The 24426-nt window shown below is 62.8% G+C and carries 15 protein-coding genes; 9 read left to right on the top strand and 6 right to left on the bottom strand.

Annotated elements, in window-relative coordinates:
* Positions 1–4: 4 nt before the first annotated feature.
* Positions 5–1486 carry a GTPase gene (locus QMG46_RS08685; RefSeq protein WP_281852105.1) on the bottom strand — a complete coding sequence of 494 codons (1482 nt, stop codon included), beginning with the start codon at positions 1484–1486 and terminating at the stop codon, positions 5–7.
* 144 nt (positions 1487–1630) lie between these two features.
* On the opposite strand from QMG46_RS08685, the gene QMG46_RS08690 reads away from it, so the two are divergent.
* On the top strand, positions 1631–5209 hold the full coding sequence (locus tag QMG46_RS08690; RefSeq protein ID WP_281852107.1) for a hybrid sensor histidine kinase/response regulator: 3579 nt from the start codon (positions 1631–1633) through the stop codon (positions 5207–5209).
* Between the two features lie 53 nt (positions 5210–5262).
* Positions 5263–8820, top strand: coding sequence for a hybrid sensor histidine kinase/response regulator (locus QMG46_RS08695; RefSeq protein ID WP_281852109.1), 3558 nt, complete (start codon positions 5263–5265; stop codon positions 8818–8820).
* 13 nt (positions 8821–8833) lie between these two features.
* On the opposite strand, the gene QMG46_RS08700 is transcribed toward QMG46_RS08695, so the two are convergent.
* Positions 8834–9256: a DNA polymerase III subunit chi gene (locus tag QMG46_RS08700; RefSeq protein ID WP_281852110.1), complete on the bottom strand. Its 423-nt coding sequence runs from the start codon at positions 9254–9256 to the stop codon at positions 8834–8836.
* Between the two features lie 71 nt (positions 9257–9327).
* Positions 9328–10824 (bottom strand): leucyl aminopeptidase, encoded by a 1497-nt coding sequence (locus QMG46_RS08705; RefSeq protein WP_281852111.1) that lies wholly within the window; start codon positions 10822–10824, stop codon positions 9328–9330.
* A 299-nt stretch (positions 10825–11123) separates the two neighbouring features.
* Between QMG46_RS08705 and lptF the strand changes: the two genes are divergently transcribed.
* Both lptF and lptG read left to right on the top strand, forming a co-directional pair.
* A complete protein-coding gene (gene lptF / locus QMG46_RS08710) occupies positions 11124–12221 on the top strand; it encodes an LPS export ABC transporter permease LptF (protein ID WP_281852112.1) in 1098 nt (365 codons plus the stop codon).
* Positions 12218–13318 carry an LPS export ABC transporter permease LptG gene (gene lptG, locus QMG46_RS08715; RefSeq protein ID WP_281852113.1) on the top strand — a complete coding sequence of 367 codons (1101 nt, stop codon included), beginning with the start codon at positions 12218–12220 and terminating at the stop codon, positions 13316–13318. The genes lptF and lptG overlap by 4 nt, the downstream gene beginning before the upstream one ends.
* A gap of 7 nt (positions 13319–13325) precedes the next feature.
* Here the strand turns inward: lptG and QMG46_RS08720 are convergent, their stop codons facing one another.
* Positions 13326–15074, bottom strand: coding sequence for a glucan ABC transporter ATP-binding protein/ permease (locus tag QMG46_RS08720; protein WP_281852114.1), 1749 nt, complete (start codon positions 15072–15074; stop codon positions 13326–13328).
* A gap of 134 nt (positions 15075–15208) precedes the next feature.
* Between QMG46_RS08720 and ltaE the strand changes: the two genes are divergently transcribed.
* Complete coding sequence (gene ltaE, locus QMG46_RS08725) at positions 15209–16222, top strand: low-specificity L-threonine aldolase (RefSeq protein WP_281852116.1); 1014 nt, start codon at positions 15209–15211, stop codon at positions 16220–16222.
* A gap of 146 nt (positions 16223–16368) precedes the next feature.
* Here ltaE and phaZ read toward each other — a convergent pair whose 3' ends face one another.
* Both phaZ and QMG46_RS08735 read right to left on the bottom strand, forming a co-directional pair.
* Entirely contained in the window at positions 16369–17619 is a 1251-nt protein-coding gene (phaZ, locus tag QMG46_RS08730; RefSeq protein ID WP_281852118.1) for a polyhydroxyalkanoate depolymerase, read from the bottom strand.
* A gap of 76 nt (positions 17620–17695) precedes the next feature.
* The gene (locus tag QMG46_RS08735; protein WP_281852120.1) at positions 17696–18196 is read right to left on the bottom strand and encodes an RDD family protein; all 501 of its coding nucleotides are present in this window, start codon (positions 18194–18196) and stop codon (positions 17696–17698) included.
* 35 nt (positions 18197–18231) lie between these two features.
* Between QMG46_RS08735 and xerD the strand changes: the two genes are divergently transcribed.
* The 4 genes from xerD (at position 18232) to purL (ending at position 24370) form a co-directional block, all read left to right on the top strand.
* Positions 18232–19149, top strand: a complete 918-nt coding sequence (gene xerD / locus QMG46_RS08740; RefSeq protein WP_281852121.1) for a site-specific tyrosine recombinase XerD — start codon at positions 18232–18234, stop codon at positions 19147–19149.
* 148 nt (positions 19150–19297) lie between these two features.
* Positions 19298–20056 (top strand): thioredoxin fold domain-containing protein, encoded by a 759-nt coding sequence (locus QMG46_RS08745; protein WP_345781790.1) that lies wholly within the window; start codon positions 19298–19300, stop codon positions 20054–20056.
* 83 nt (positions 20057–20139) lie between these two features.
* Positions 20140–20364, top strand: coding sequence for a hypothetical protein (locus QMG46_RS08750; protein WP_281852122.1), 225 nt, complete (start codon positions 20140–20142; stop codon positions 20362–20364).
* Positions 20365–20509: 145 nt separating this feature from the next.
* Positions 20510–24370 carry a phosphoribosylformylglycinamidine synthase gene (gene purL, locus QMG46_RS08755; RefSeq protein WP_281852123.1) on the top strand — a complete coding sequence of 1287 codons (3861 nt, stop codon included), beginning with the start codon at positions 20510–20512 and terminating at the stop codon, positions 24368–24370.
* The last annotated feature ends 56 nt before the right edge of the window (positions 24371–24426 follow it).

A 24426-nucleotide genomic window follows, 5' to 3' on the forward strand; every position in this document is an offset into this window, starting at 1 on the left:
CACGCTATCGTTCAGACTGGCCATCCAGATCACGGCGTTCCCGCCACGCATCGGCGGTCAAGGTAGCCAGTTGGCGCATCCGTCCGGCGCTGGCCTCGGTCAATAGTGCCTTCAGTTTGTCGCCGGCGTCCGCCTGGTCCAGCGTCTTGCGCTCGGCCAGCGACGCGGCCAGCGCGCGTCCCATGCTGTCGAAGATCAGCGCATAGGCGAAAGCATGCAGAACGCCGCCACCCAGCGTACCCAAGCCGGGGAAAGCCTTTAGTGCGTTGCCGGCAATCGCCAGCACGATCGAGCTGCCGGTACGCAGGGTGAGGCGTGCCTGCTGCAGGAAATCTTCGATCTGCACATCGGTGACACGAATGTCGTAAAGCGTTGCCAACTCCCGCGTCAGCGCGGCAGCCAGGGCCCCCTGGATCACCAGGTCGCTGCCCGGTGCGACAGCGGCGAGCGCGCCGATGATGGCGCGACGGGCGTACTTGCGCACGATCTTTTCGGCATCGGCCGTGCGCGTGGCCGATTCCAACGAACCGGTGCTTTCATGCAGTCCTGCCAATACCGCCTGCTCGCGCGACGGTTCGAGGGCGCTGGCGCCGGGCGCGGTCAGCCGAACCAGGGCATGGAGCAGCGGCTCGATCGACGGTCGGCGCTGGCGTTCCACCTGTTCGCTGCCACCGTCAACCAACGGACGCTCGAAGCGCTCGCTGCCGCCAGCGCTGATGGCGACCACGGTTGCGGCGATGTCGCGGGTTTGCTGCTGCAGTCGTTTGACAATCAAGCTGCGCTCACCTTCATTCCATTGATCGGCTTTGTTCAAGGCCAACACCAGCGGCTTGCCGAAGTCGCCCAGCCAACGTACCTCCTCGACTTGTGTTCGCGTAAGGTCGCCTGCACAGAGATAGATAACAGCGTGTGCACGCAGCGCCTCCTGCCGTGCAATGTGTTCATGGGCCTCGCCACCGGCTTCGCGACTGCCAGGAACATCGGCCAGCGTGAGCCGACGGCCATCGGGCAGGTTGGCGTCGACATGTTGGACCTCGCGCGTGGTGCCGCCGCGGGCATCGCTGCGAGTGAGCGCGTGGGGCGCGATGGCTCGGATCAGGGTCGACTTGCCCGTCGAGATTTCACCAAACAAAGCGACATAGACACGATCTCCCTGCTTGCGCCGATCCAGTTCGATCAGCTCGCGATCGAGCATTGCCGTGTCGACGTTGCGCTCGCGCAGGCGTTGCAGCCGGTTTTCCACATCGGCGCGATCGGCGACCTTCAATGCGCGACGCCTGCGGCGTGGACGCAGAAGCCACCACAGCAGCATCAGCCCCGCTAAGGCAAACAAGACCAGCACGGCCCCGAGCAGCCATTGCAACGCCAGCGGCAGTGCCAGGTAGCGCTGCATCAGTGCGAGCGCGCGTTCGATAACGGCAAAAAAAAGCCAGATCAGGGCGAGCGCGGCGATGGCGGCCAGAGCCAGACGAAAGCGAAATGTCATGTCAGGCGGATACTCCCAAGCAGCAAGCCAGATTGTTGTCGTGCGGAAAGACAAGTTCTTGGCTTACATAGTAAATAGAGTTTAGATGACTTACCGCCAGCGGAGCCTGGCTATGCTGGCGAGCGTAAAGGAGAGGGAGCCTCCATGATTTTTCAATGGTTTATAGGGGTAGTGCTGACGGTGTTGTTGGCCGCGCAGGCGGTTTGGGCGCAACCGCCGGCGCCTGGGTCGACCAAGTTCGCCGAGCCACGCCCTACGCCGCAGTTTCGCCATTTTGACAAAGCCGACGGATTGGCTGGTTCAGCCATCAATACCGTGGCACAAGATGCCACAGGCTATATGTGGTTTGGCGGCTCGGCAGGTTTGACGCGCTACGACGGTGTCGACTTCGCCACATTCAGGCATCAGCACAGCGACGCAAGTACGTTGGCGAGCGACGAAGTGACCCGATTGGCGCCGATGTCTGACGGCCGATTGTGGGTAGCTACCGCCAATAGTGGGGTCGATCGCTACGACCCTCGCCATCATCGCTTCGAGCATTGGCGCCACAGTGATGATCCAGGCAGCTTGTCCGATGACAGCGTGCTTGCGTTGGCGCTCGCTCCTGACGAAAGCCTGTGGGTCGGCACCAAGGCCGGGCTCGATCGTCTGCTTCCGGATGGCTCGCGCTTCGAGCACATAGCGTTTCCGCATGGCGATCAACCGGATGACCGCACCGTGAGCGCACTGATGGCGCAGCCCGATGGCACGCTCTGGATCGGTACGCGTTCGGGGAAATTGCTCAAACGTACGCCACGCGAATCGTGGCAGTCGATCGACGTGCCTTACGAGTCTTCGGACAGCAATGAAATTCACCGCATCCAGGGTGACCAGGGAGACATCCGCATCAGCACACGGCAGGGGCTTTTCCTGGTCGGCTCGGACGATCAAGCGCGTCCGGCGTTTTCCCATACGCAGTTGCCAGCATCTTTCTATGTATTTGGCAGTGCGCGCGATTGGAAGGGACGGCTGTGGCTGGCCACCATTCATGGTCTGGTGATGGAAGACGAGCGCTCGAGGATTCATCGCTTTCACGCAAAGCCGACGGTGATCGCCGGTTTGCCCTTCGAGTGGGTGTTGAGCGTGACAAGCGACCGCGAGGGCGGCTTGTGGTTTACCTCTTACGAAGGCGGAGTAGCCTATTTGCCGCCGGGATGGGAGGGATTTTCGCGTTACACGCATATACCGGATGATCCGTCCAGCTTGCCGGACAATCCACCGTCCGTGGTAGCACCGAGCGCGGATGGCAAGCTCTGGGTCGGTAGTTACGGTCGCATCGATAAATTCGACCCGACCACCGGCAAGACCGAGCGGGTCATCGGCGATCTGCAACATAACGTCATACACATCATCGATAGCGGCGATGCATTGTGGTTTACCGTGCGTGGTGAATTGCGGCGTTTCAAGGACGGCAAGGTTGAGCAGATTGACCCCGAGCGGCGATGGATCACGCGGCCTGAACTATTGGCACGCGGGGACGACGGCACTATTTTTCTTACCGTTGCGCGTCATGGTGTCGTGCGCATTGACCCCGACTCCAAAAAAATAAGCGCTGTACCGATGGCGCCGGATATCCAGAACGTCGATCTGCAACCGGGCCTGCTTGCTGTACACGGAGGCAGACTCTGGTATGGCAATCACGAAGGGCTCTTACGCTGGAGTCTGCACCAGGACAGGATGAACTGGGTCCCCGGGGTCGAGCGCGGCAAGCCGGTCACTGCATTGACGTTCGATGGTCAGGGATTCTGGTTGGCCCGGGTGGGACGACTTCAGCGTTATCGGTGGGACGGCGACAGGGCCACATCCCTGGTCAACCTGACGGCACAAGACGGCTGGCGCGATTCGGCCATTACGGATCTGGACGTGGACTCGTCCAATGTGCTGTGGATTTTCAGTGAATCGGGCTTATGGAGCTTCGATGCGCAGAATGGCGCTCTTCAACGATTTGGCGCCAAGACGGGCCTTATGGAGGGGACCGTAGGGCCGGGCGCGGTGAACGTGGCCGTGACGCAGAATACGGAGCCGTTGTATGTACCCACACGGCGCGGTGTGATCGGGTTTCGTCCCGGGCATGCCGCGCATCTGCCTGCATCGCCGCCACCGCTGATATTTACCCAATTGCATGTCGAAGGTAGTCGCGGTCAGCGCGATCTGATTCCGGAAAATGGTGGTGCGACGATCCAATGGTTTGATCGTGCGCTGCATGTCCAGGCGCGGATGCTTTCCTATGTGGATGCAGGCGGTATCCGATACCGATTCCGCCTGTCCGATTTCGACGATGAATGGGTCGATACCGGAAAGCACGGTTCGCGCGATATCTCCGGCCTTGCTCCTGGCATGTATCGTCTGGATGCCGCTGCATTTGACGCGTCGGGAGCCTTCTTGCAACAGGCTTCGATATGGCTGCATGTGGAACTGCCGCCGTGGGGTCGCTGGTGGGCGTGGTGCAGCTACCTCGTCCTTGCGCTGTCGATGGCCTGGGTGGTCTTCAGAGTGTTGCAGCAGCGCGCGGCGGAACGTCATGAGATTCTTTTTTCGGAGCAGCGCCGCGTTCTTGCGGAGCAGAGCAATGCCGCGAAAACGCAGTTCCTGGCGACATTGGGGCATGAAATTCGTACGCCGATGACCGGCGTCCTGGGCATGGCCGAGCTCCTGCTGCACACCCCTCTGACGCCGTTGCAAAACGAGTATGCCAAGGCCATGCGCCGCTCGGGTGCGTTGCTGCTCAAACTCGTCAATGATGCGCTGGATCTGGCTCGCATCGAAACCGGGCGGCTCGAACTCGAGTCGGTACCTTTCGATGTCGAGGATCTGATCGACGATGTAGTGCAGCTGGAGCGTCCACAGGCAGAGAAAAAGGGCCTGACATTCGAGATCGAGGTGATCGGGTCCATGCCATCGCATGTGTTGGGCGATGCCGTACGCATCAAGCAGATTCTATTGAACCTCATCAACAATGCGCTGAAGTTCACTGAAGCGGGCAAGGTGGTTCTGCGTGTGGAACGTGTGGACGACGGTCTGGCTTTTACGGTGATCGATACCGGTCCTGGCGTCCCGCCGGAAAGTCAGGAGCGGATATTCGAGCGTTTCGAGCAAGGGCTGAGCCCGGAGCGGAGGAACGGCAGCGGTCTGGGTCTGGCCATCTGTCGCGAACTGGTCGCTTCGATGGGCGGCACACTTTCTCTGCAGTCCTCCACGGTCATGGGTAGCCGTTTTCAGGTCCATCTGCCTCTCCCCGAGGCGGACAAGGCGGCATCGTCTTCGAGCTCGGACAAGCCAACGGCGGATTCATCCGCGTTGCGATTGCTGCTGGTGGAGGACGACCTGATTGTTGCGGCCGTCGTGCGCGGGCTGCTGGAACACCAGGGGCACACCGTTCGTCATGTGCTCAACGGGCTGGCCGTTCTGGTCGAGCTGGAACAGGAACGCTACGACGCCATCTTGCTCGATCTGGACTTGCCCGGCCTCAGTGGTTTCGAGATTGCCCGCATGGTCCGCAAGCGCGAAGGTGCCGGACCGCATATCCCGATGATTGCCGTTACTGCACGTTCGGCGGCAGACGACGAGCAGCGGGTTCGGCTTGCCGGTATGGACGGTTTTCTGCGTAAACCGTTGAGCGGGCGTGAGTTAAACAAGATGCTGGCGGAGGTGGTCGAGCGAAAAAGTGCGATGCTGTCGACATAAATGCTCGTGCTTGCCCCGACGTTTTGGCATGATCGCCGCGTTAGGGAGAGAACATGCTGTCGTCAGTGCTGTTAAGTCTCGGGCTGCTGGTTGGAACCAGCCAACCGGTGCCTCCCTCTCCGGTGGCATCGACGAGTGCCCCTGCCATTTTGCTGACGCCGCAGTTTCGTCGGTATGGAACCGCCAACGGCCTGCCCAGCAGTAGCGTCTATGTGGCCGTACAGGACCGCGAGGGCGCGATGTGGTTCGGTACGAAGGGCGGTATCGCACGCTTCGATGGCCTCGCTTTCCGGGTCTTTCGCCATGTTGCCGGCGACCCCGGTTCCCTGATCAATAACGGCATTTCGGCGCTGCTGGTCGACCAGAGCGGTCATCTATGGGCCGGCGGCCTGGAGGCCGGGCTCAATCGCTACGATCCGATGCGCGATCGCTTCGAGCACTGGGGTCACAACGCCAGCGATCCGGGCAGCCTGGCCAGTGAAAAGGTCTGGGCGATCGCACAAACATCCGATGGCGTGATCTGGGTCGGGACGGCTGGCGGCCTGGAGCGCATGAAGCCCGACGGCAAAGGCTTTACGCATATCGTCAATCCGTTGCTCGGCGACAAGCCCGAAGCGTTCGGCATGATTGCTGCGCTTTATGTCGATACGCGCGATCGCTTGTGGATCGGCAGCAACCTGGGCGTGTTTCGCCGCGACCCCGACGGGACCTTCCATGCGATCCATCGGGCGGACTCCGATCATGTGATCGACGCCTGGCGCATCGAGGGCGATGGCGACGAAGTCCGCGTCAGTGCGGTCAGGGGTTTGTTCTTCGTCGGGCCGGACGATATCGCGCGTCCTTACGCGCAGGACAAGATCGCCAACGTCAATGTGCTCAGCAGCGTGCGCGACCTCAACGGACGCCTGTGGGTCGGCACGCAACGTGGCTTGTTTCTGCAGAACGGCGGTACCGGCCAGCCGATGACGCCGATCGTCGATCAACCGCTGTTGCCCGGTAACCTGCCGGGTACCTGGGTGTTCAACATCATCATGGACCGCGAAGGCGGCATGTGGATCACCCTGTTCGATGGTGGCATCGCCTATCTGGCGCCAGGGTGGAGCCGGATCAGCCGATTCAGCCATGTTCCCGAGGACCCCAGCAGTCTGCGCGATTCGGAGGCTACGGCAGTCGCGCGTTCGAAGGATGGGAAGATCTGGGTCGGTGGCCGCGCCTCCGTCGTCGACAAGCTCGATCCAGTCACCGGCATCGCCGAGCACGTGCTCGGCGGCAAGCGCGGTGACGTGGTCGGGATCACCGAAGACGCGCAGGGGCGCTTGTGGGTGGTAACGCAGGGCGCGATCTACCGCTATGTCGACGGCAAGCTCGATGAGGTCAAACCAGCCCCGGAAGGCATGCAGCATCCGCTGGAAGTGGAAGTAGGGCCGGACGGCAAGCTTTATGCCCGCACGTTCGGCGAGGGCCTGTACCGGATCGATCAGGATACCTTGCAAGTTACGTCGGCGCCGATTCGTCCGGCCGATGAGAAGGCCCGCTGGGGTAGTCAGCTTACGCTGCGAAATGGGGTTTTCTGGTACGCCAGCGATGGCGGCCTGTTGCGTCTGAACAGCACGCACGAGTACTTCGAACCGGTGCCGGGGGTGACCAACGACCGCGTCGTCGATGCCTTCGACTTCACCGATGACGGTCTATGGCTGGCCAGGCCCGACGGACTGGAGAGATACACGTATGCAAAGGACGGCCTGACCCTTGTTCAAAAGGTCGATGCCTCGCATGGCTGGCCGTCGATCGGCGTCTATGACCTGGCCGTCGATGCGCAGCAACGCGTATGGATATTTGGCCGCGACGGTTTATGGCGCTTCGATCCTGCCGACGATCAGTTCCGTCGCATCGGCTTGCAGGATGGCCTGATCAACGGCGAGTTCGCGCGCGGCTTCGCGCGCATGCCCAACGGTTACATCTATTCGCCGACCCTGGGCGGCGTGGTTGCGTTCAATCCGAACTTTCCCGATGTCAGCCCCTACGAACCGCCGCTGGCGATCACTGGCCTGCATATTCTGCGTCACGGTGCGCAGGTCGATCTGCCGTTGCACGACGACGTTATCAATCTGGGCTGGGAGGATCGAGGGCTGACGGTGACCGCACGCGTATTTTCCTATGTCGATACGTCATCGAATCACTATCGTTTCCGTCTGACCGATTTCGATAACAACTGGGTCGATACTGGTAACGTAGGCGTGCGCGAATTCGCGGGCCTGGGCGCCGGCGATTACACGCTGGAAGTGATGGGTGCGGGCGCGGATGGACAATGGAGCAGTTTGCGTCAGCCGTTGAAGATCCATGTCGATGCGCCGCCGTGGGTGCGCTGGTGGGCATGGTGTGCGTACAGCCTGTTTGCCGCCCTGCTGGTCTGGCTGGTGCTGTTGATCTGGCAACGTCGCTTGTCCAACCGTCACCGTATCCAGCTCGCCGAACAGCGCCGCCATCTGGCCGAACAGGCCAGTGCCGCGAAGACGCAGTTCCTGGCGACGCTGAGCCACGAAATCCGTACGCCGATGACCGGCGTTATCGGCATGTCCGAATTGCTGATGGGCACGTCGCTGTCGCCGCCGCAGCGCGAATACACCGAAGCGATGCAACGTTCCGGCAGTTTGCTGTTGAAGCTGGTCAACGATGCGCTCGACCTCGCACGTATCGAGGCCGGTCGTCTGGAGCTGGACATGGCGCCGTTCGATCTGCGTGCGCTGGTCGACGATATTGCCAAGCTCGAGCGCAATCAGGCGAAGAAGAAGGGGTTGCGCTTTGAAGCCTCCTGTTCCGACGACCTGCCACAGTATGTGCAGGGCGATGCGATGCGCATCAGGCAGGTGTTGTTGAACCTGGCGAACAACGCGTTGAAGTTCACCGAGCGCGGTCAGGTCGTATTGCGTATCGAACGTGGCAGCGATGGCATCGTGTTCAGCATCACCGATACCGGTCCGGGTATTTCCGAAGCCGGGCAGGCACGACTCTTTCATCGCTTCGAGCAGGAGAACGGACCGCAACGCAATTCGGGTAGCGGTCTGGGGCTGGCGATCTGCCGGGAGCTTGTCAGCTTGATGGGCGGCAGTATCGAGCTGGAGTCGAAGCTCGGGCAGGGCAGCACGTTCCGCGTGCGCTTGCCGCTTCGCGAAGTCGAGCCGGAAGCGCCCGCGGCGGTGGTGCCGGCGGCCGCTACGCAGGAGCGATCACTGCATGTGTTGCTGATCGAGGACGACGCGATCGCTGCAGCGGTGATTCGAGGCTTGCTGGAACAGCAGGGGCACCAGGTTCGTCACGTCAATAACGGCCTGGCGGCGTTGGCCGAGCTGGCACAGGGCGGCTGCGATGTCGTGCTGCTCGATCTGGATCTGCCTGGTGTCGATGGTTTCCAGGTGGCGCGCCTTATCCGGCAACGCGAAGCGCAGGGCGTGCACCTGCCGATCATCGTGGTGACGGCGCGTTCGGGTAGCGACGAGGAATCCCATGCGCGCGAGATGGGCATGGATGGCTTCCTGCGCAAGCCGTTGACGGGCGAGCAGCTCGCCCATGCCTTGCGCATGGTCCGCGTTGTTGGCGAGCCGGTAAACTAAAGCGCTCGCGCGCTCACATGTCGAACTTGGCCAGTTCGAAGCCCAGGCGTTTGTATTCGGCCCAGCGTACGCGCGAGCCGTCGCGCTCGGCCGGGTCGGCTGCGACTACTTCCAAGACACGCTCGTAACGGCCGGGTGGGCAGGTGTCGCGCAAGTTGATGACCATCGGGCGATCGTCGGTATCGACACCCGGCGGTACGATCAATACCGCGGTATGCATATCGTCGTCGTCGCCCGCCAGTTGATGCGGGATGTAGACGTCTTCGTCGAAATCCCACAGCAAGGAATCCAACGCTTCGGCCTGCTCGAAATCGCGCGTGAGCACCAAGGTCGGCTTTTGCGCCGCATAGGCGCGTTTGGCCAGCTCGCACACCAGCAGCAGTGGCTGTTCGCGAAAGCGTGGCTTGTCGATCAGGTAGAAGTCGGCGCGGGGCATACAGAGCAGTGTCGAGTGAATAGGAGTGAGAAAAACGTAGAGCGGGTGCGCCGCTCTACGTTTCTTGCTACTTAGTGACTCGTCGCCGTTCTGTCGATCAGCCACTGCGTCAGCAGCGAGACCGGCCGGCCGGTGGCGAGACCCTTGCGGCCCTCGTCCCACGCCGTGCCGGCGATATCCAGGTGCGCCCAGCGCTGGCCTTCGGTGAAGCGGGCGAGGAAACAGCCGGCGGTGATCGCGCCGGCGCTCTTGCCACCGATATTGGCGACATCGGCAAAACCGGAATCGAGCTGGGTCTGGTAGTCGTCCCACAACGGCAGGCGCCACGCCCGGTCGAGCGTGAGTTCGCCGGCGGCGAGCAGCTCCGCGGCCAGATCGTCATGTTTGCTCATCAGGCCGGTGGCGTGTTTGCCCAGCGCAATGACGCAGGCGCCCGTCAGCGTGGCAGCGTCGATGATCGCCTGCGGCTGGAAGGTCTGCGCGGTGTAGGTCAGCGCATCGCACAGAATCAGGCGGCCTTCGGCATCAGTGTTGAGCACTTCGATGGTCAGGCCGGACAGGCTGGTCAGCACATCGCTGGGACGGTAGGCGTCGCCATCGGGCATGTTCTCCACGGCCGGCACCACGCAGACCAGGTTGACCGGCAGGTTCATCTTGACCGTGGCCACGAACGCGCCGAGCACGCCGGCGGCGCCACCCATGTCGAACTTCATTTCTTCCATGCCCGGACCGGGCTTCAGGCTGATACCGCCGGTATCGAAGGTGATGCCCTTGCCGACGAAGGCATACGGCTTGTCGTCCGCGTTGCCGCCCTGGTAGTTCAGCACCACCAGCTTGGGCTTGTTGACCGAGCCGCGGCCCACCGCCAGCAGCGAGCCGAAGCCGAGCTTTTCCATCTCGACGTGATCGAGCACGTTGCAACTGACCTTGTCGTGGCGTTCGGCGAACTGGGTCGCCTGCTCGGCGATATAGGCCGGGTTGCAGATATTCGGCGGCAGGTTGGCCAGCTCGCGCGCAAAGCGGATGCCTTCGGCCATGGCCTTGGCCTGATCGAGGCCGGTGACGGCATCGTCGCTGGCGGTGAACTGGATCGCGCCAAGCTCGGTCTGCGCGGGCTTTTCGCGCGGCTTGAAGGTGGCGGTGTAGCGGTAGGCGGCATGGTCCGCGCCCAGGGCGGCCGTACGCACACGCCAGGCGGCGTCGCGGTTGGGGACGTCCACTTCGGAAAGATAGGACACGGCACTGTCGATCGGCAGGCGGCCGAGCGCGCGCGTCGATTCCAGGCAGATCTTCTGGTAACGCGCCGCGTCGAAGCTCTTCTGCGCGCCCAGGCCCACCACCAGGACGCGCTTGGCGGCCAGGCCGGCCGGCGCGAACATGACCGTGGTACTGCCGGCCTTGCCGGTAATGTCGCCGCTTTCCATCTGCTGCTTGATCGCGCCCTGGGCGGCGGTATTTACGCGGGCAGCGGCACTGGTAAGTACGCCGCCTTCGTACACGCCGACCACGACGCACGGGGTCTCGACGGTTTCGGGGGCGGCGGAGCCTAGGCTGAACTGAAGCGTCATCGGGTACATCCTGCATGGGGTCCGGAGGGCGCCGGACCGGCTAAACTTGAGGTTTGCCGGCCAGGCCTTGGGGGCACGGCGCGGAGCCAAGTATCCTAACGCATGTCGAGTACCTATCCTTATGAGCCGTACCGTCCGAGCGTTCCCGGGGCTGTCGTAGCCGGGTTGGGGGCGGTTTTGTCATCCGTCAGCGCAACCGCGCGTTTGAATTCGTTTTTTCCCGTTGCCGGGTTTTGCCTGGTAGCGCCTGCGCGCTTTCCCGCCGAGGTCCGGTTCTGAACATTCTCGATCGCTACTTTTTGCGTGAACTGGCGCAGACCGTCGCCGCGACGACGATCGTGCTGGTGGCGATCTTTGCCGGTACCTCGTTCGCGCAGGTGCTCAAACAAGTCGCCAACGGCAGCTTCCCCGCCAGCGTGATGTTCCAGGTGCTGGGCCTGAACATGCTCGACGGCCTGTCCACGCTGCTGCTGCTGGCCGGCTTTGTCGGTGTGCTGTGGAGCCTGGGCCGCATGTATCGCGAGAGCGAAATGCACGTGCTGTCCTCCTCGGGCATGGGTCCGAGCGGCCTGCTGCGGCCGGTGGCGATCCTTGCCGTACTGCTGGCCATCCTGGTCGGCGTGGTGGCGATGTGGCTCGGCCCCTGGGCGGCGCGTACTTCCGATAGCCTGGTCGCGGCCGCCAACCGTTCGGTGATTGCCGCCGGCCTCGATGCCGGCCGCTTCACCGAGTTGCCGGGACGTGGCGGCATCATCTTCGTCGATAACCTGAGCCGCGACGGCAGTCTGCTGGGCAATACCTTCATTGCGACCGAGCGCGATTCCACCGATGGAACCCGGCGCCTGAAGGTCGTCACCGGCAAGCACGGTCAGCTCTACCAGGAAAGCGATGGCGATGGCCGTTTCCTGGCGCTCTACGACGGCTGGCAATACGAGATGCCGCTTGGCGCCGACAACTGGCGCAAGATGAAGTACGAGCGCAACGACACGTCGCTGTCCAATATCCAGTCCGATGACAACGACGAAGATCCGGCGCACTCGTTGACCACCATGCAGCTGTTCGCCGTCGACAACGGTGACGCGCGCGCCGAGCTGGCGTGGCGCACGATCGCGCCGGCGATGATGCTGGTGCTGATCATGCTGGCGGTGCCGCTGTCGCGTCAGCAGCCGCGCGAGGCCCGTTCGGCCAGATTGATCATTGCCTTGCTCGTGTTCTATCTCTATTACCTGTTGCTGGCGCTGTGCCGCAGCCAGTTGATCAAGGGCAAGTGGCATCATTCCACGCCGATGTGGATCGTCTGCATCCTGGTGTTCGGGCTGGGTGTCTGGTTGTTCCGCAATCAGTATGCGATCCGCAAGCCGAAGGTAGTGAAGGCGACGAAGGCGGTGGCACGATGAGCGCCTTGCGCATCAAGCGCGTCGACTGGCTGGTCGGCATCACGGTATTGAGTTCCCTGGTCACGGTCTGGCTGGTGCTGACCGGCCTGGACGTGGTGTTTCAGTTGATCACCCAGATTGGCCGCATCGGCAAGAACGGCTACACGCTGACCAACGCCATCGTGTACGTGCTGGTGACGACGCCGCGCCGCATGTACGAAATGTTCGGCAACGCGGCGCTGATCGGCGGTCTGCTTGGCCTGGGCGGCCTGGCCGGCAGCGGTGAGCTGACCGCGCTGCGCGCGTCGGGCATGTCCAAGTTGCGTATTGCCACCTCGGCCGTGGGCATCGTCGCGGTGCTGATCGTGGGCGTGGTGATTCTCGGCGAGACCGCGGCGCCGTGGGGCGATCAACAAGCGCAGGCGATGCAGCTGCGCATGAAGACCAACAACATCGGCATGGCCGGCAACAGCGGCCTGTGGGCGCGCGACGGCGACCGCATCATCAATGCCAAGACGGCGATGGCGCGCCAGGGCGATACGCATACCACCGTGCAGTTGGTCGATGTGCGCGTCTTCACCATGACGACGGACGGCCAGCTGAGCCGCTTCGACTGGGCCAAGACGGCCGAACACGACGGTCATCAATGGGTGATGGACGATGTGCGCACCACGACGCTGGACGATGCCGGTGCACACACCACGCTGGCGCCCAAATCGGTATGGGATTCGCGTCTGAATCCGCAGGTGCTGGAGCAGTCGCTGATCCAGCCGCAGTATCTGTCGATGCGCGACCTGCGCCGCAATATCAACTACAAGCAAAGCCTGGGCGAGGCGCCGGGCGAATACGCCGTAGCGTTCTGGACACGTGCGCTCTATCCGCTGAACGTGCTGGTGCTGGTGCTTTGTGCGATGCCGTTCGCGTTCGGCGCATTGCGTTCGGGCGGCCTGGGCAAGCGCATGTTTATCGGCATGCTGCTGGCGATCGGCTGGTACTTCTTGCAGAAGGCGATGGTGAATTTCGGTACGGTGTATGGCGTGCCGCCGCTATTGGCCAATCTGTTGCCGGCGCTGATTCTGGCGTTGATTGCGTGGTTCTATTTCCGGCGAAGCGGCTAACGCCGGCTTACGCCGTTGCCTCTTCCGCGTCGGGCGCAAATTTCCCATCCGCTGCCAGCTGCGCAAACAAGCCGCCCAATCGGATCAACTCGTCGAAACGGCCGCTTTCCACCAGGCGGCCCTGGTCCAGTACCAGGATCATGTCGGCATGGCGCACCGTCGACAGGCGATGGGCGATTACGAAGGTCGTGCGCCCCTTGGTCAGCGCGTTCAGTGCGCGCTGGATCCGCACTTCGGTCGCGTTGTCCAGTGCGCTGGTGGCTTCGTCCAGCACCAGGATCGGTGCGTTCTTGAGCATTGCACGGGCAATCGCCAGACGCTGGCGTTCGCCGCCTGAGAGCGAGCGGCCGCGTTCGGAGACCATGGTCTCGAAACCTTCCGGCTTGCGTGCGATAAACCCGGTCGCCTCGGCCGCGGCGACCGCGGCTTCGATCTGGGTGAGGTCGGCGTCGGGATTGCCTACGCGCAGGTTTTCCAGGATCGACCGGTAGAACATGCCCGGGTCCTGGAACACCACGCCGATATTCTTGCGCAGCGATTCCAGCGAGACCTCACGAATATCCTGGCCATCGATCGTGATGCGCCCCTCACTGGGATCATAGGCGCGGTAAAGCAGGCTGAGCGCCGTCGTCTTGCCTGCGCCGGTCGGGCCGACCAGCGCGATGGTGCTGCCGGCGGCGACGTTGAAACTGAGATCATGCAACGCCGGCTGCACCGGGTCGTAACCGAAACTGACATGGTCGAACACCACCTCGCCGCGCACGCCGGTGAGGGCCGGGGCGTTCGGCTTGTCGACAATGGCGGGGCGCTCGTCCAGTACGGCGAAGAAATCCTCCAGCGACTGGGTCTGGAAGAACAGCGTGGAGATAAACGCGGCGAACTGCTCCAGACGGCCAATCAGCAACATCGAAAAGCCGACGAAGCTGACAATCCCGCCGACGGTGATTTCGCCCTGCGTATGCAGCGAGCTGCCCAAGGCGAAGATCGCCACGATGGTCAGCGTGCTGGCCGCGCGGTTGAGCACCGACAAGAGAGCCCAGCCACGTAGTACCGGGTATTGCGCATCCAGCACGCGCGCCATCATTTCCTTCAGCGCCACCGCTTCGGCGGCCAGCCGGGTGAAGCTCTGCACGATCGATACATTGCCGAACACGTCGCCCGCGCGCGTGGCGATCTCATTGTGCAGATCCTCGACTTCACCTTGCGCCTTGTGCGTGCGACGGATCGCGACGGCGTTGGTCACGGCGAACATGATCATCAGCGCGATCATCAACAGCGCCAGCTTCCAGTTCATCCATAGCGCGACCGGGATCATCACCACGATCGCGAACAAGGTGGAAAGGTGGTCGCGAAAGAAGCTCAGCCACAGGCCGAACAGGTTGCCCACGCCCATGTTCATGATGCGTGCCAGCCGGCCGGTGTGGTGATCGCTATGAAAACCCAGCGACAACGCCGAGGCATGTTCGAAGTAAAGCGCGATGGCGGCCAGCCGTCGACGGTGCGCAAGCCGGTCCGCGTACAAGGACGTCCATACGCCCGCCGCGACACCCAGGAAACCGACGATGGCCCAGAGCACGATCAAACGCATGGCGCGCCCGCTATCGCCGCTCAGCGCGTCGACCACCTTGCCGAACAGCATGGGTTCGATAAAAAACACGCAAGCAACCGCAAGATTGGTCAGCGCCAGCGTGATCGCCAGCGTGCGTTCGGCAGCCAGCAGGCCCAGCACGCGTACATACAGGCGCAAAATCGGCACGGTTGCTCAAGTCCTTGCGGCGATGGGCAAGAGCTTACCTCCGTCGAGGCCGCGACGGAATTTCCGCGATGACTTGTGTGACCTGGATGTTCAGGCCAAGCTAACGCGCTCTACCGAACTTCAAGAGGCATCCCATGAGCTGGGTCGATCTGCGCAGCGATACCGTCACGCGTCCCACCCCCGCGATGCGGCAGGCGATGGTCGATGCCGACGTCGGTGACGACGTGTATGGCGAGGATCCCACGGTCAACGCCTTGCAGAGCCGGCTGGCGGCGGACCTTGGCTTCGAGGCTGGCTTGTTCGTGCCGACCGGCACGCAGTCGAACCTGCTCGCGCTGATGTCGCATTGCGAGCGCGGTGACGAGTACCTGGTTGGTGCCGACGCGCATACATACAAGTTCGAAGGTGGCGGCGCGGCGGTGCTCGGCTCGATCCAGCCACAGCCGATACCACACGACGCCGACGGTTGCCTGCCGCTCGACAAGGTCGCTGCGGCGATCAAACCCGTCGATCCGCATTTTGCTCGTACGCGCCTGTTCGCCTTGGAGAACACCTGGCATGGCCGGGTGTTGCCGATGGATTACCTGCGCGCCGCGCAAGATTTCGCGCAGTCGCGCAAGCTGGCATTTCACCTGGATGGAGCGCGGTTGTTCAATGCGGCGATCGGTGCGGGCGTCCAGGCACGCGCGATCGCGCAGCATTTCGACAGCGTCTCGATATGCCTGTCCAAGGGCCTGGGTGCGCCCGTAGGGTCGGTATTGGTCGGTTCGGCCGCCTTGATCGAGAAGGCGCGACGCTGGCGCAAGGTCGCCGGTGGTGGCTGGCGACAGGCCGGCATGCTGGCAGCAGCGGCGACCTATGCGCTCGATCATCATGTGGCGCGGTTGGCTGACGATCATGCGCGTGCGAAGCGCCTGGCGTCGGAACTGCGTGAGATCGGCGGCTTAAAACTTCTGGGGCATCACACAAATATGGTGTTCGTCGATGTGCCGGCCGATCGGTTGCGTGAGTTGGACGTCCATTTGAAAACGGCGCAGATACGCATCAGCATCGGTTATCTGCCGACGCTGCGGCTGGTGACGCATCTGGATATCGACGATGAAGGCGTGGAGCGCGTGGTGCAGGCGTTTCGGGCGTTCTTCGGCTGAGCCGAAAGCCCCCTTACCCCAGCCCTCTCCCCCGGCAAAGCCAGGGGGGAGGGGGCACGTTGCGCGAGGTTGATCGGTTGCCTCAGTCAGTCCCCTCTCCCCTGGCTTTGCCGGGGGAGAGGGTTAGGGTGAGGGGGGCTTTTGTTTCAAACCGCCCGATCAAACTTCTTGATGAAATCCCGCACCTGCGGATAAACCGTTTCACGCCAGCGACGGCCGCTGAAAATGCCGTAATGCCCCGCGCCTTCGATCACCTTGTGCGCGCGACGGTTGGCCGGAATGCCGCTGCACAGGTCGTGCGCCGCTTCGGTCTGGCCCAGGCCGGAGATATCGTCCAGCTCGCCTTCGATCGTGAGCAGGGCGGTGTCCTTGATCGCGCTCGGCTTGACGCGCTCGCCATTGACGTCCCACAGGCCACGCGGCAGCAGGAACTGCTGGAACACGGTGCTGATGGTGTCGAGGTAGTACTCGGCTGGCATGTCGAGTACGGCGTTGTATTCGTCGTAGAACTTGCGATGCGCCTGGGCGTCGTCAAGGTCGCCGCGCAGCAGGTTCTGGTAGAAGTCCCAATGCGAATTCATATGCCGGCTGGGGTTCATCGCGACGAAGCCGGCGTGTTGCAGAAAGCCCGGATACACCTCGCGGCCGTGGCCCGGATAATTCGGTGGCACGGTATGAATCACATTGCCCTTGAACCAGGACAGCGGCTGCGTGGTGGCAAGGTTGTTCACGCCGGTGGGATTGCTGCGCGGTTCGATCGGGCCGCCCATCATCGTCATCGACAGCGGCGTGTCTTCGCCACGCGCGGCCAGCAGCGAAATGGCGGCGAGCACGGGCACCGTCGGCTGGCATACCGAAATCACATGCACGCGTTTGGCGCCAATATGGCGGATGAACTGCTCGATGTACGCGACGTAGTCGTCGAGATGGAACGCACCGTGCTCGGCCGGCACCATGCGTGCATCGGTCCAGTCGGTGATGTAGACCTTGTGGTCGGACAGCAACGAGCGCACCGTGTCGCGCAACAACGTGGAGTGATGTCCCGACAGCGGTGCAACCACCAGCACCGACGGGTCGTTCTTCATCTGCTCGATGATTTCCGGCTCGTCGCTGAAACGCTTGAAGCGCTTCAACTGGCAGAACGGCAGTTCCATCGCCGATTGCTCGACGATCGCGATTGGCTGACCGTGCGCAACGACGCTGTGGATACCGAACTCGGGCTTTTCGTATTCCTTGCCCAGGCGATACATCAGCTCGTACCCGGCCGCCGCGCGTTGCGCGCCGGGCAGGTTCGACAGCGGGCTGCTCTGATCGGAGAGCATGCGTGCGCTTGCTTGGGCGAAATAACTCAGCGGGCCGAGGACGGCGCGCTGCCACTCATGAATCTGATAAAGCATGGGCGGGGACCGGGGGTGTGCAAAAAACCAGTTTAGCCTGTTTCGCCATTGGGTGTTGCGCTGCGTCACGACAGTCTCAGTTGTCTATGCGACGCACTTCCGTCCCGGCAAATATGTCGTGCAGTGCGCGCCGCCGCCGATCGATCAGGGCAACTGCGAACCACAGCGCCCAGCCGCCAAGCGCGGCATAGATCGCCCCGCGCATGCCGATCGCCGTTTGCAGTTCCAGTAGAAAAACCGGCAGCCAGGCAACGATCAATCGGATCAGCGCCTGCCGCCACGACGGTGCCGTGCCGGACGCCGAGGTAACACGAATACGCCACGGCCGCATGCCGAGCGTCTGTCCGCCGCGCAACCACGACACCACGAAATACGCGCTGATGGTCAGGTACTGCAGCGGTTGGAACCACCAGGTCAGTGCATGACCCTGTGCATCGAACAGACGCCCGTGCGTGGCGATCTGGCAGACCAGGCCCATGACCGCGGCGATGGCGATGACGGCCAGCAGGTCGTACAGCAGCGCCAGTAGTCGGCGCCATAGCGGGCAGGGCAGTGCATTGACGGTGTCGTGAGTCATGGTCTCGCTTGCGTCTTGAGCGCGGGGTGTCCAGCATGTCGCGCATGGAACAAACCGCAAGTATCGCCGAAGCCGACCAGCGCAGCATCGCCGCGTTCATCGAACGCGTCTGGTCGGAAGACGGCCTGGCCAATCGCACGCTCGAAGCCTACCGACGCGATCTGGAAGGCCTTGCCGTATGGCTGTCCGGTCGGCAACGCAGCCTGCTGACTGCACGGCGCGAAGATCTGTCCGCCTATCACGGTGCACAGCCCGTCGCGGTGCGCTCGATGGCGCGTCGTCAATCCTCGTTTCGCCGTTACTACGGCTGGCTGGCACGTAGCGAGAGCGGTTTTGACGATCCGACCCTGCTGATCGAACGCCCGCGTACACCGCGCAGCCTGCCCAAGGCGTTGGCCGAGCGCGAAATCGAGGGTCTGTTGAATGCGCCGGATCTGACCGCGACGCTGGGTTTGCGCGATCGCGCCATGCTGGAATTGATGTATGCATCCGGCCTGCGTGTTTCCGAGCTGGTCGAACTGCCGCTGGCGGCGCTCAATATGCGCCAGGGCGTGCTGCGGGTCACCGGCAAGGGCGGCAAGGATCGGCTGGTTCCGGTGGGCGAAGTGGCGCTGGAGCGCATCGAGGATTACCTGAAGACCGCGCGCCCCGTGCTTGCCAAGGGAAGGCAGCCCAAAGCGCTGTTTCTGAGCAAGCGCGGCGAGGGCATGACGCGCCAGATGTTCTGGACCCTGGTCAAGCGTTATGCGGTAACGGTTGGCATCGCGCCCAAGCGCATCTCGCCGCATGTGCTGCGCCATTCGTTCGCCACCCATCTGCTCAACCACGGCGCCGACTTGCGCGCGCTGCAGATGTTGCTCGGACACAGCGCCTTGAGCACCACGCAAATCTATACGCTGGTCGCCAAGGAAGGGCTGAAAAGGTTGCATGCGCAACACCATCCGCGTGGCTGATCGCGTGGGCGTAAGGCTCGGTTACAAAAAAAATGACCGAACCGTAAAGCTGCGAAACTGTCACACCTGCCACGCTTCATTCAGCCTACTATGCGAGAATCCGCAGTTCCCGCGCCCCCGGCGGTGAATGGATGCACGTGAGGTTCCCATGTCCAAATTTTCGATGTTCAAAAAGCTGATCCTGACTCTCTCCCTGACCGGTCTGGCGTTTTCCGCGCTGGCCGCCGACGATGCGACCGAAGCGGTCGTCCGCAAGGCCGTCATGGGCTTAGCCCCGGGCGTGCAGGTCGACAAGATCGAGCCTGCGCCGCTGCCGGGCTTCTACCAGGTCATCGCCTCGGGGCAGTTGGTCTACGTCAGTGCGGATGGCAAGTATCTGCTCAATGGCGACCTGCTCGATCTCAGCAGCAAGAAGAACATCAGCGAACGCGCCTGGGCGGATTTCCGCAAAGTCCAGCTCGACAAGCTGCCCGAGTCGCAGCGCATCGTATTTGCCGCGGCCAATCCGAAATACAAGGTCACCGTGTTCACTGACGTGAACTGCGGTTATTGCCGGGCGCTGCATGAGCACATCGCCGATTTCAACAAGGCCGGCATCTCGGTCGAGTACGTGGCGTGGCCGCGCGAAGGCGTGACGAGCACGTCGGGTGCGCCGACCGCGACCTACACGGAAATGGTCAACGTCTGGTGTGCCGCCAACCCGAAGATGGCCTTTACCGAGGCCAAGCAGGGCAAGGTACCCAAGGCCGCTACCTGCACCAATCCGGTCAAGGACGAATTCGAGCTGGGTGTGAAGCTGGGCGTGACCGGCACGCCGACTATCGTGGCTGATGACGGACGCGTTGTAGGCGGATACGTCACTCCTGATCAGCTGATCAAGGCGCTCAACAAGACCAACGGTAGCTGAGACGACGGTCACTCGCGCCGCTATCTCGACATGTTGGAAGTGAAGCGCCGCGGAAGCGGCGTTTCGCTTTTATGGAGATAGCTATGATGGAAGCAACAAGGAGTTTGCCGCCATTCGCCTGCTGGCGCTGGTGCATGTGTAAGGTCGATCTGTTCGAGAAGCAGGGAAATGACTTGAATTTGCTCGCGTCGCCCGAGCTGAAATCCACGTTGGACGACCCGGCCCAGGCGCAAATAACCCTGCCGCATGCCGCTGATGGGTCTTCGACCGAATTTACGGTCGGCGTGACCCGAAAATCAGGCGGCTAGCGGGTATTTTTACGGTCCTGATGCGCAAATCCGGACCGTAATCTTAATGAAATGAATAGCTTGTACGAGCCGCCCTTTGCTGTCTTGCAGCATGGGGTAGAATGGGCGTTTTCGCTGCCTTGCGCGTCAAGCGCCATTCCCCGCAATGATCGTACTCGACGGGCAGAGTGCCCTATCGCCGTTTCGCCTCGAACGTCTGAATGCCCGCCTGGATGCCCTGCATCGTGGCGCGCGTGTGCAGGCGGCCTGGCATGTCTATTTCATCGATACCGATACGGCGCCTGAAGGCGAGCAGCGGAAGCGCTTGCTGGAGGTACTCGAAGCGAAGGACGCCACGCCTGAGCCGGCTTCGCTGTGGGTAGTACCGCGACTGGGCACGATTTCGCCCTGGTCGAGCAAGGCCACCGATATTCTGCATGGTGCGGGTTTTCAGGTACGTCGCGTCGAGCGGGGCATGGCCTGGCAGCTCGCACATATGCCCGACGCCGGTGCGCGCGATTACGACGCGGTCATGGACGTGCTGCACGACGCGATGACGCAGTCGGTGCTGACGCAACTGGACGATGCCAAGGGTCTGTTCCTGGCCGGCAAGCCCGGTGATCTGCTGCACATCGCCCTGGGCAGCGATGCGCAGGCCGCGCTGGCCAAGGCCAATAGCGAGCTGGGACTGGCGCTGGCCGACGACGAAATCGAGTATCTGGCCGAGCGCTACGCCGAACTGGGGCGCGACCCCACCGACGCCGAACTGTTCATGTTCGCCCAGGCCAATTCCGAGCATTGCCGCCACAAGGTGTTCAACGCCAGTTGGACCCTGGACGGTCAGCCGCAGGACAAGAGCCTGTTCGGCATGATCAAGAACACGCACCAGCATTCGCCCGCGCATACCTTGTCCGCGTACAAGGACAATGCCGCGGTCATCGAAGGCAACGAAGGCAAGCGCTTTTTCGCCGACGCCGATGGTGTGTGGCGCGCGCATGGCGAACGCATCGACTACGCGATCAAGGTGGAGACGCATAACCATCCCACCGCGATCGCCCCGTGGCCGGGTGCGGCCACCGGTGCGGGCGGCGAGATTCGCGACGAAGGTGCGACCGGTCGCGGCGCCAAGCCCAAGGCGGGTCTGACTGGCTTCTCGGTCTCGGACCTGCGTATTCCCGGTCATCCGATGCCATGGGAAGTGGATCGTCCGCTGCCGCCGCGCATGGCCAGCGCGTTCGAAATCATGCGCGACGGCCCGCTCGGCGCGGCCGCGTTCAACAACGAATTCGGCCGTCCCTGTCTGGGCGGCTATTTCCGTACCTACGAACACGAAACCGGCGAAGCCGGCCTGCGTCGCGGCTACGACAAGCCGATCATGATTGCCGGCGGTCTGGCCAATATCCGCGCCGACCATGTGCAAAAGCGTGAGCTGCAGCCGGGCCACAAGGTCATCGTGCTGGGCGGTCCGGCGATGCTGATCGGCCTGGGCGGCGGCGCTGCGTCGTCGGTGGCGTCGGGTACCTCGAGCGCGGAACTGGATTTCGCCTCGGTGCAGCGCGACAACGCCGAAATGGAACGCCGTTGCCAGCAGGTGATCGACGCCTGCTGGGCACGTGGCGACAACAACCCGATCGTCAGCGTGCACGACGTCGGCGCCGGCGGTCTGTCCAACGCGATTCCCGAACTGCTCAACGATTCCAATGTCGGCGGCCAGATCGATCTGTCGAAGATCCCGTGCGACGATCCGCAGCTCTCGCCGATGCAGGTATGGAGCAACGAGTCGCAGGAGCGCTATGTGCTCGGCATCGATGCGGCCGACCTGGCCGAATTCGAAGCCTATTGCGTGCGCGAACGCTGCCCGTATGCTGTCGTCGGCGAAGCGACTGCCGAGCGTGTGCTGGTGGTGCGCGATCCGCGCCGTGACCTCACCGTGATCGACCTGCCGATGGATGTACTGTTCGGCAAGGCGCCGCGCATGCATCGCGATGCCAAGCACGTCAAGCCGCGCATCGACCTGGTGCCGGATCTTACCGGCATCAGCATGGACGAAGCGCTGATCCGCGTGCTGAAGCTGCCGACCGTGGGCAGCAAGAACTTCTTGATCACCATTGGCGACCGCACTGTCGGTGGCCTGTGTTCGCGCGATCCGATGGTCGGCCCGTGGCAGGTGCCAGTGGCAGACTGCGCCGTCACCATTGCCGATTTCGACGGTTATGTCGGTGAAGCCATGGCGATGGCCGAGCGTGCGCCGGTCGCCTTGCTGAGCAGCGCCGATGCGGCACGTCTGGCGGTGGGTGAGGCGATCACCAATCTGGCCGCGGCATCGATCGCCTCGCTGGGCGAGGTACGCCTGTCGGCGAACTGGATGGCGGCGATCAACCATCCGGGCGAAGACGCGGCCCTGTTCGACGCGGTCAAGGCCGTCGGCATGGAGCTGTGCCCGGAGCTGGATATCTCGATCCCGGTCGGGAAGGACTCGCTGTCCATGCAGACCGTGTGGAAGGATGGCGAGACCAAGCAGCGCACGGTGTCGCCGGTGTCGCTGGTCATCACCGGCTTTGCGCGCGTCGACGACGTGCGTCGCACGCTGACGCCGCAGATTCGTCTCGATCGCGGCGACTCCGAACTGTGGTTGATCGATCTGGGCGGCGGACGTGATCGCCTTGGCAGCTCGGCGCTCACTCAGGTATTCAATCGCGGTGGCGGCGTGCCGCCAGATCTCGAAGACGCCAAGCAGCTGAAGGCCTTGTTCGATCTGGTGCAGGAAGCGAATCGTTCGGGTCTGCTGCTCGCCTATCATGATCGCTCCGACGGTGGCGCGATCGTCACTCTGCTGGAAATGGCTTTCGCTGGCCGCTGCGGCCTGGAAGTTCAGCTCGAAGGTTGGGGCGAGGCAACCTTGCGCGCGCTCTTCAACGAAGAGCTCGGCGCGGTGATGCAGGTGGCCAGCGCCAATCGCGAAGCGTTCGAAGCGTTGCTGGTGAAATACGGCCTTGCCGGTATCGCCCATCGCATCGGCCGTCCGAAGGAAAAACTCGGCATCAAGCTGTTCCTGGGTGGCGACACCTTGTTCAAGTGGAACTGGAGCACGCTGTTTGCCGCGTGGAACGACACCAGTTACTCGATGCAGCGCCTGCGCGACAATCCGCAAAGCGCCGACGCCGAACGCGAATGGCGCCTGGACGATGCCGATCCGGGCATCAGCCCCAAGCTCGGTTTCGATCCCGCCGAAGATATCGCCGCGCCGTTCATTGCCAAGGGTGCGCGCCCGCGTGTGGCCGTGTTGCGCGATCAGGGCGTCAACGGTCAGGCCGAGATGGCGGCGGCGTTTACGCGCGCCGGGTTCGACGCGGTCGACGTGCATATGTCCGATCTTGCCGAAGGTCGCATCAAGCTGGCCGACTTCCGCGGTTTTGCCGCGTGCGGCGGATTCTCCTTCGGCGACGTGCTGGGCGCGGGCCGTGGTTGGGCGACATCCATTCTCTACAACGACTACCTGCGCGCTGAGTTCTCCGCCTTCTTCGCCGACACATCCAAGTTTGCGTTGGGCGTATGCAACGGTTGCCAGATGATGAGCCAGCTCAAGGACATCATTCCCGGCGCCCAGCATTGGCCGAAGTTCCTGCGCAACGCGTCCGAGCAGTACGAAGCTCGCGTGGTGACGCTGGAAGTACTCGACTCGCCGAGCATCTTCTTTAAGGGCATGACCGGTTCGCGTATTCCGGTGGCGGTCGCGCACGGCGAAGGCCGGGTCAGTTTCCCGCAGGTGTGCAGCCCGTCGAAGGCTGGCGGCGCGTTGCGCTTCGTCGACAATCGTGGGCGCCCGACCGAAGACTATCCGCTCAACCCGAACGGCTCGCCCGGTGGCCTCACCGGCTTCACCGCCGCGGAAGGTCGCGTGACGATCCTGATGCCGCATCCGGAACGCGTGTTCCGTAGTGCACAGATGAGTTGGCATCCGGACCCGTGGGGCGAGGATTCGCCGTGGATGCGGATGTTCCGCAACGCACGCGTCTGGTGCGGTTGATCGAGCGATAAAGCCGGCTTTGTTGCCTTTACAGGTCGTATCGGAGCCGGCTTTAC

Origin of the sequence: Dyella sp. GSA-30 (genome assembly GCF_027924605.1) — a bacterium.
Classification (GTDB): domain Bacteria; phylum Pseudomonadota; class Gammaproteobacteria; order Xanthomonadales; family Rhodanobacteraceae; genus GSA-30.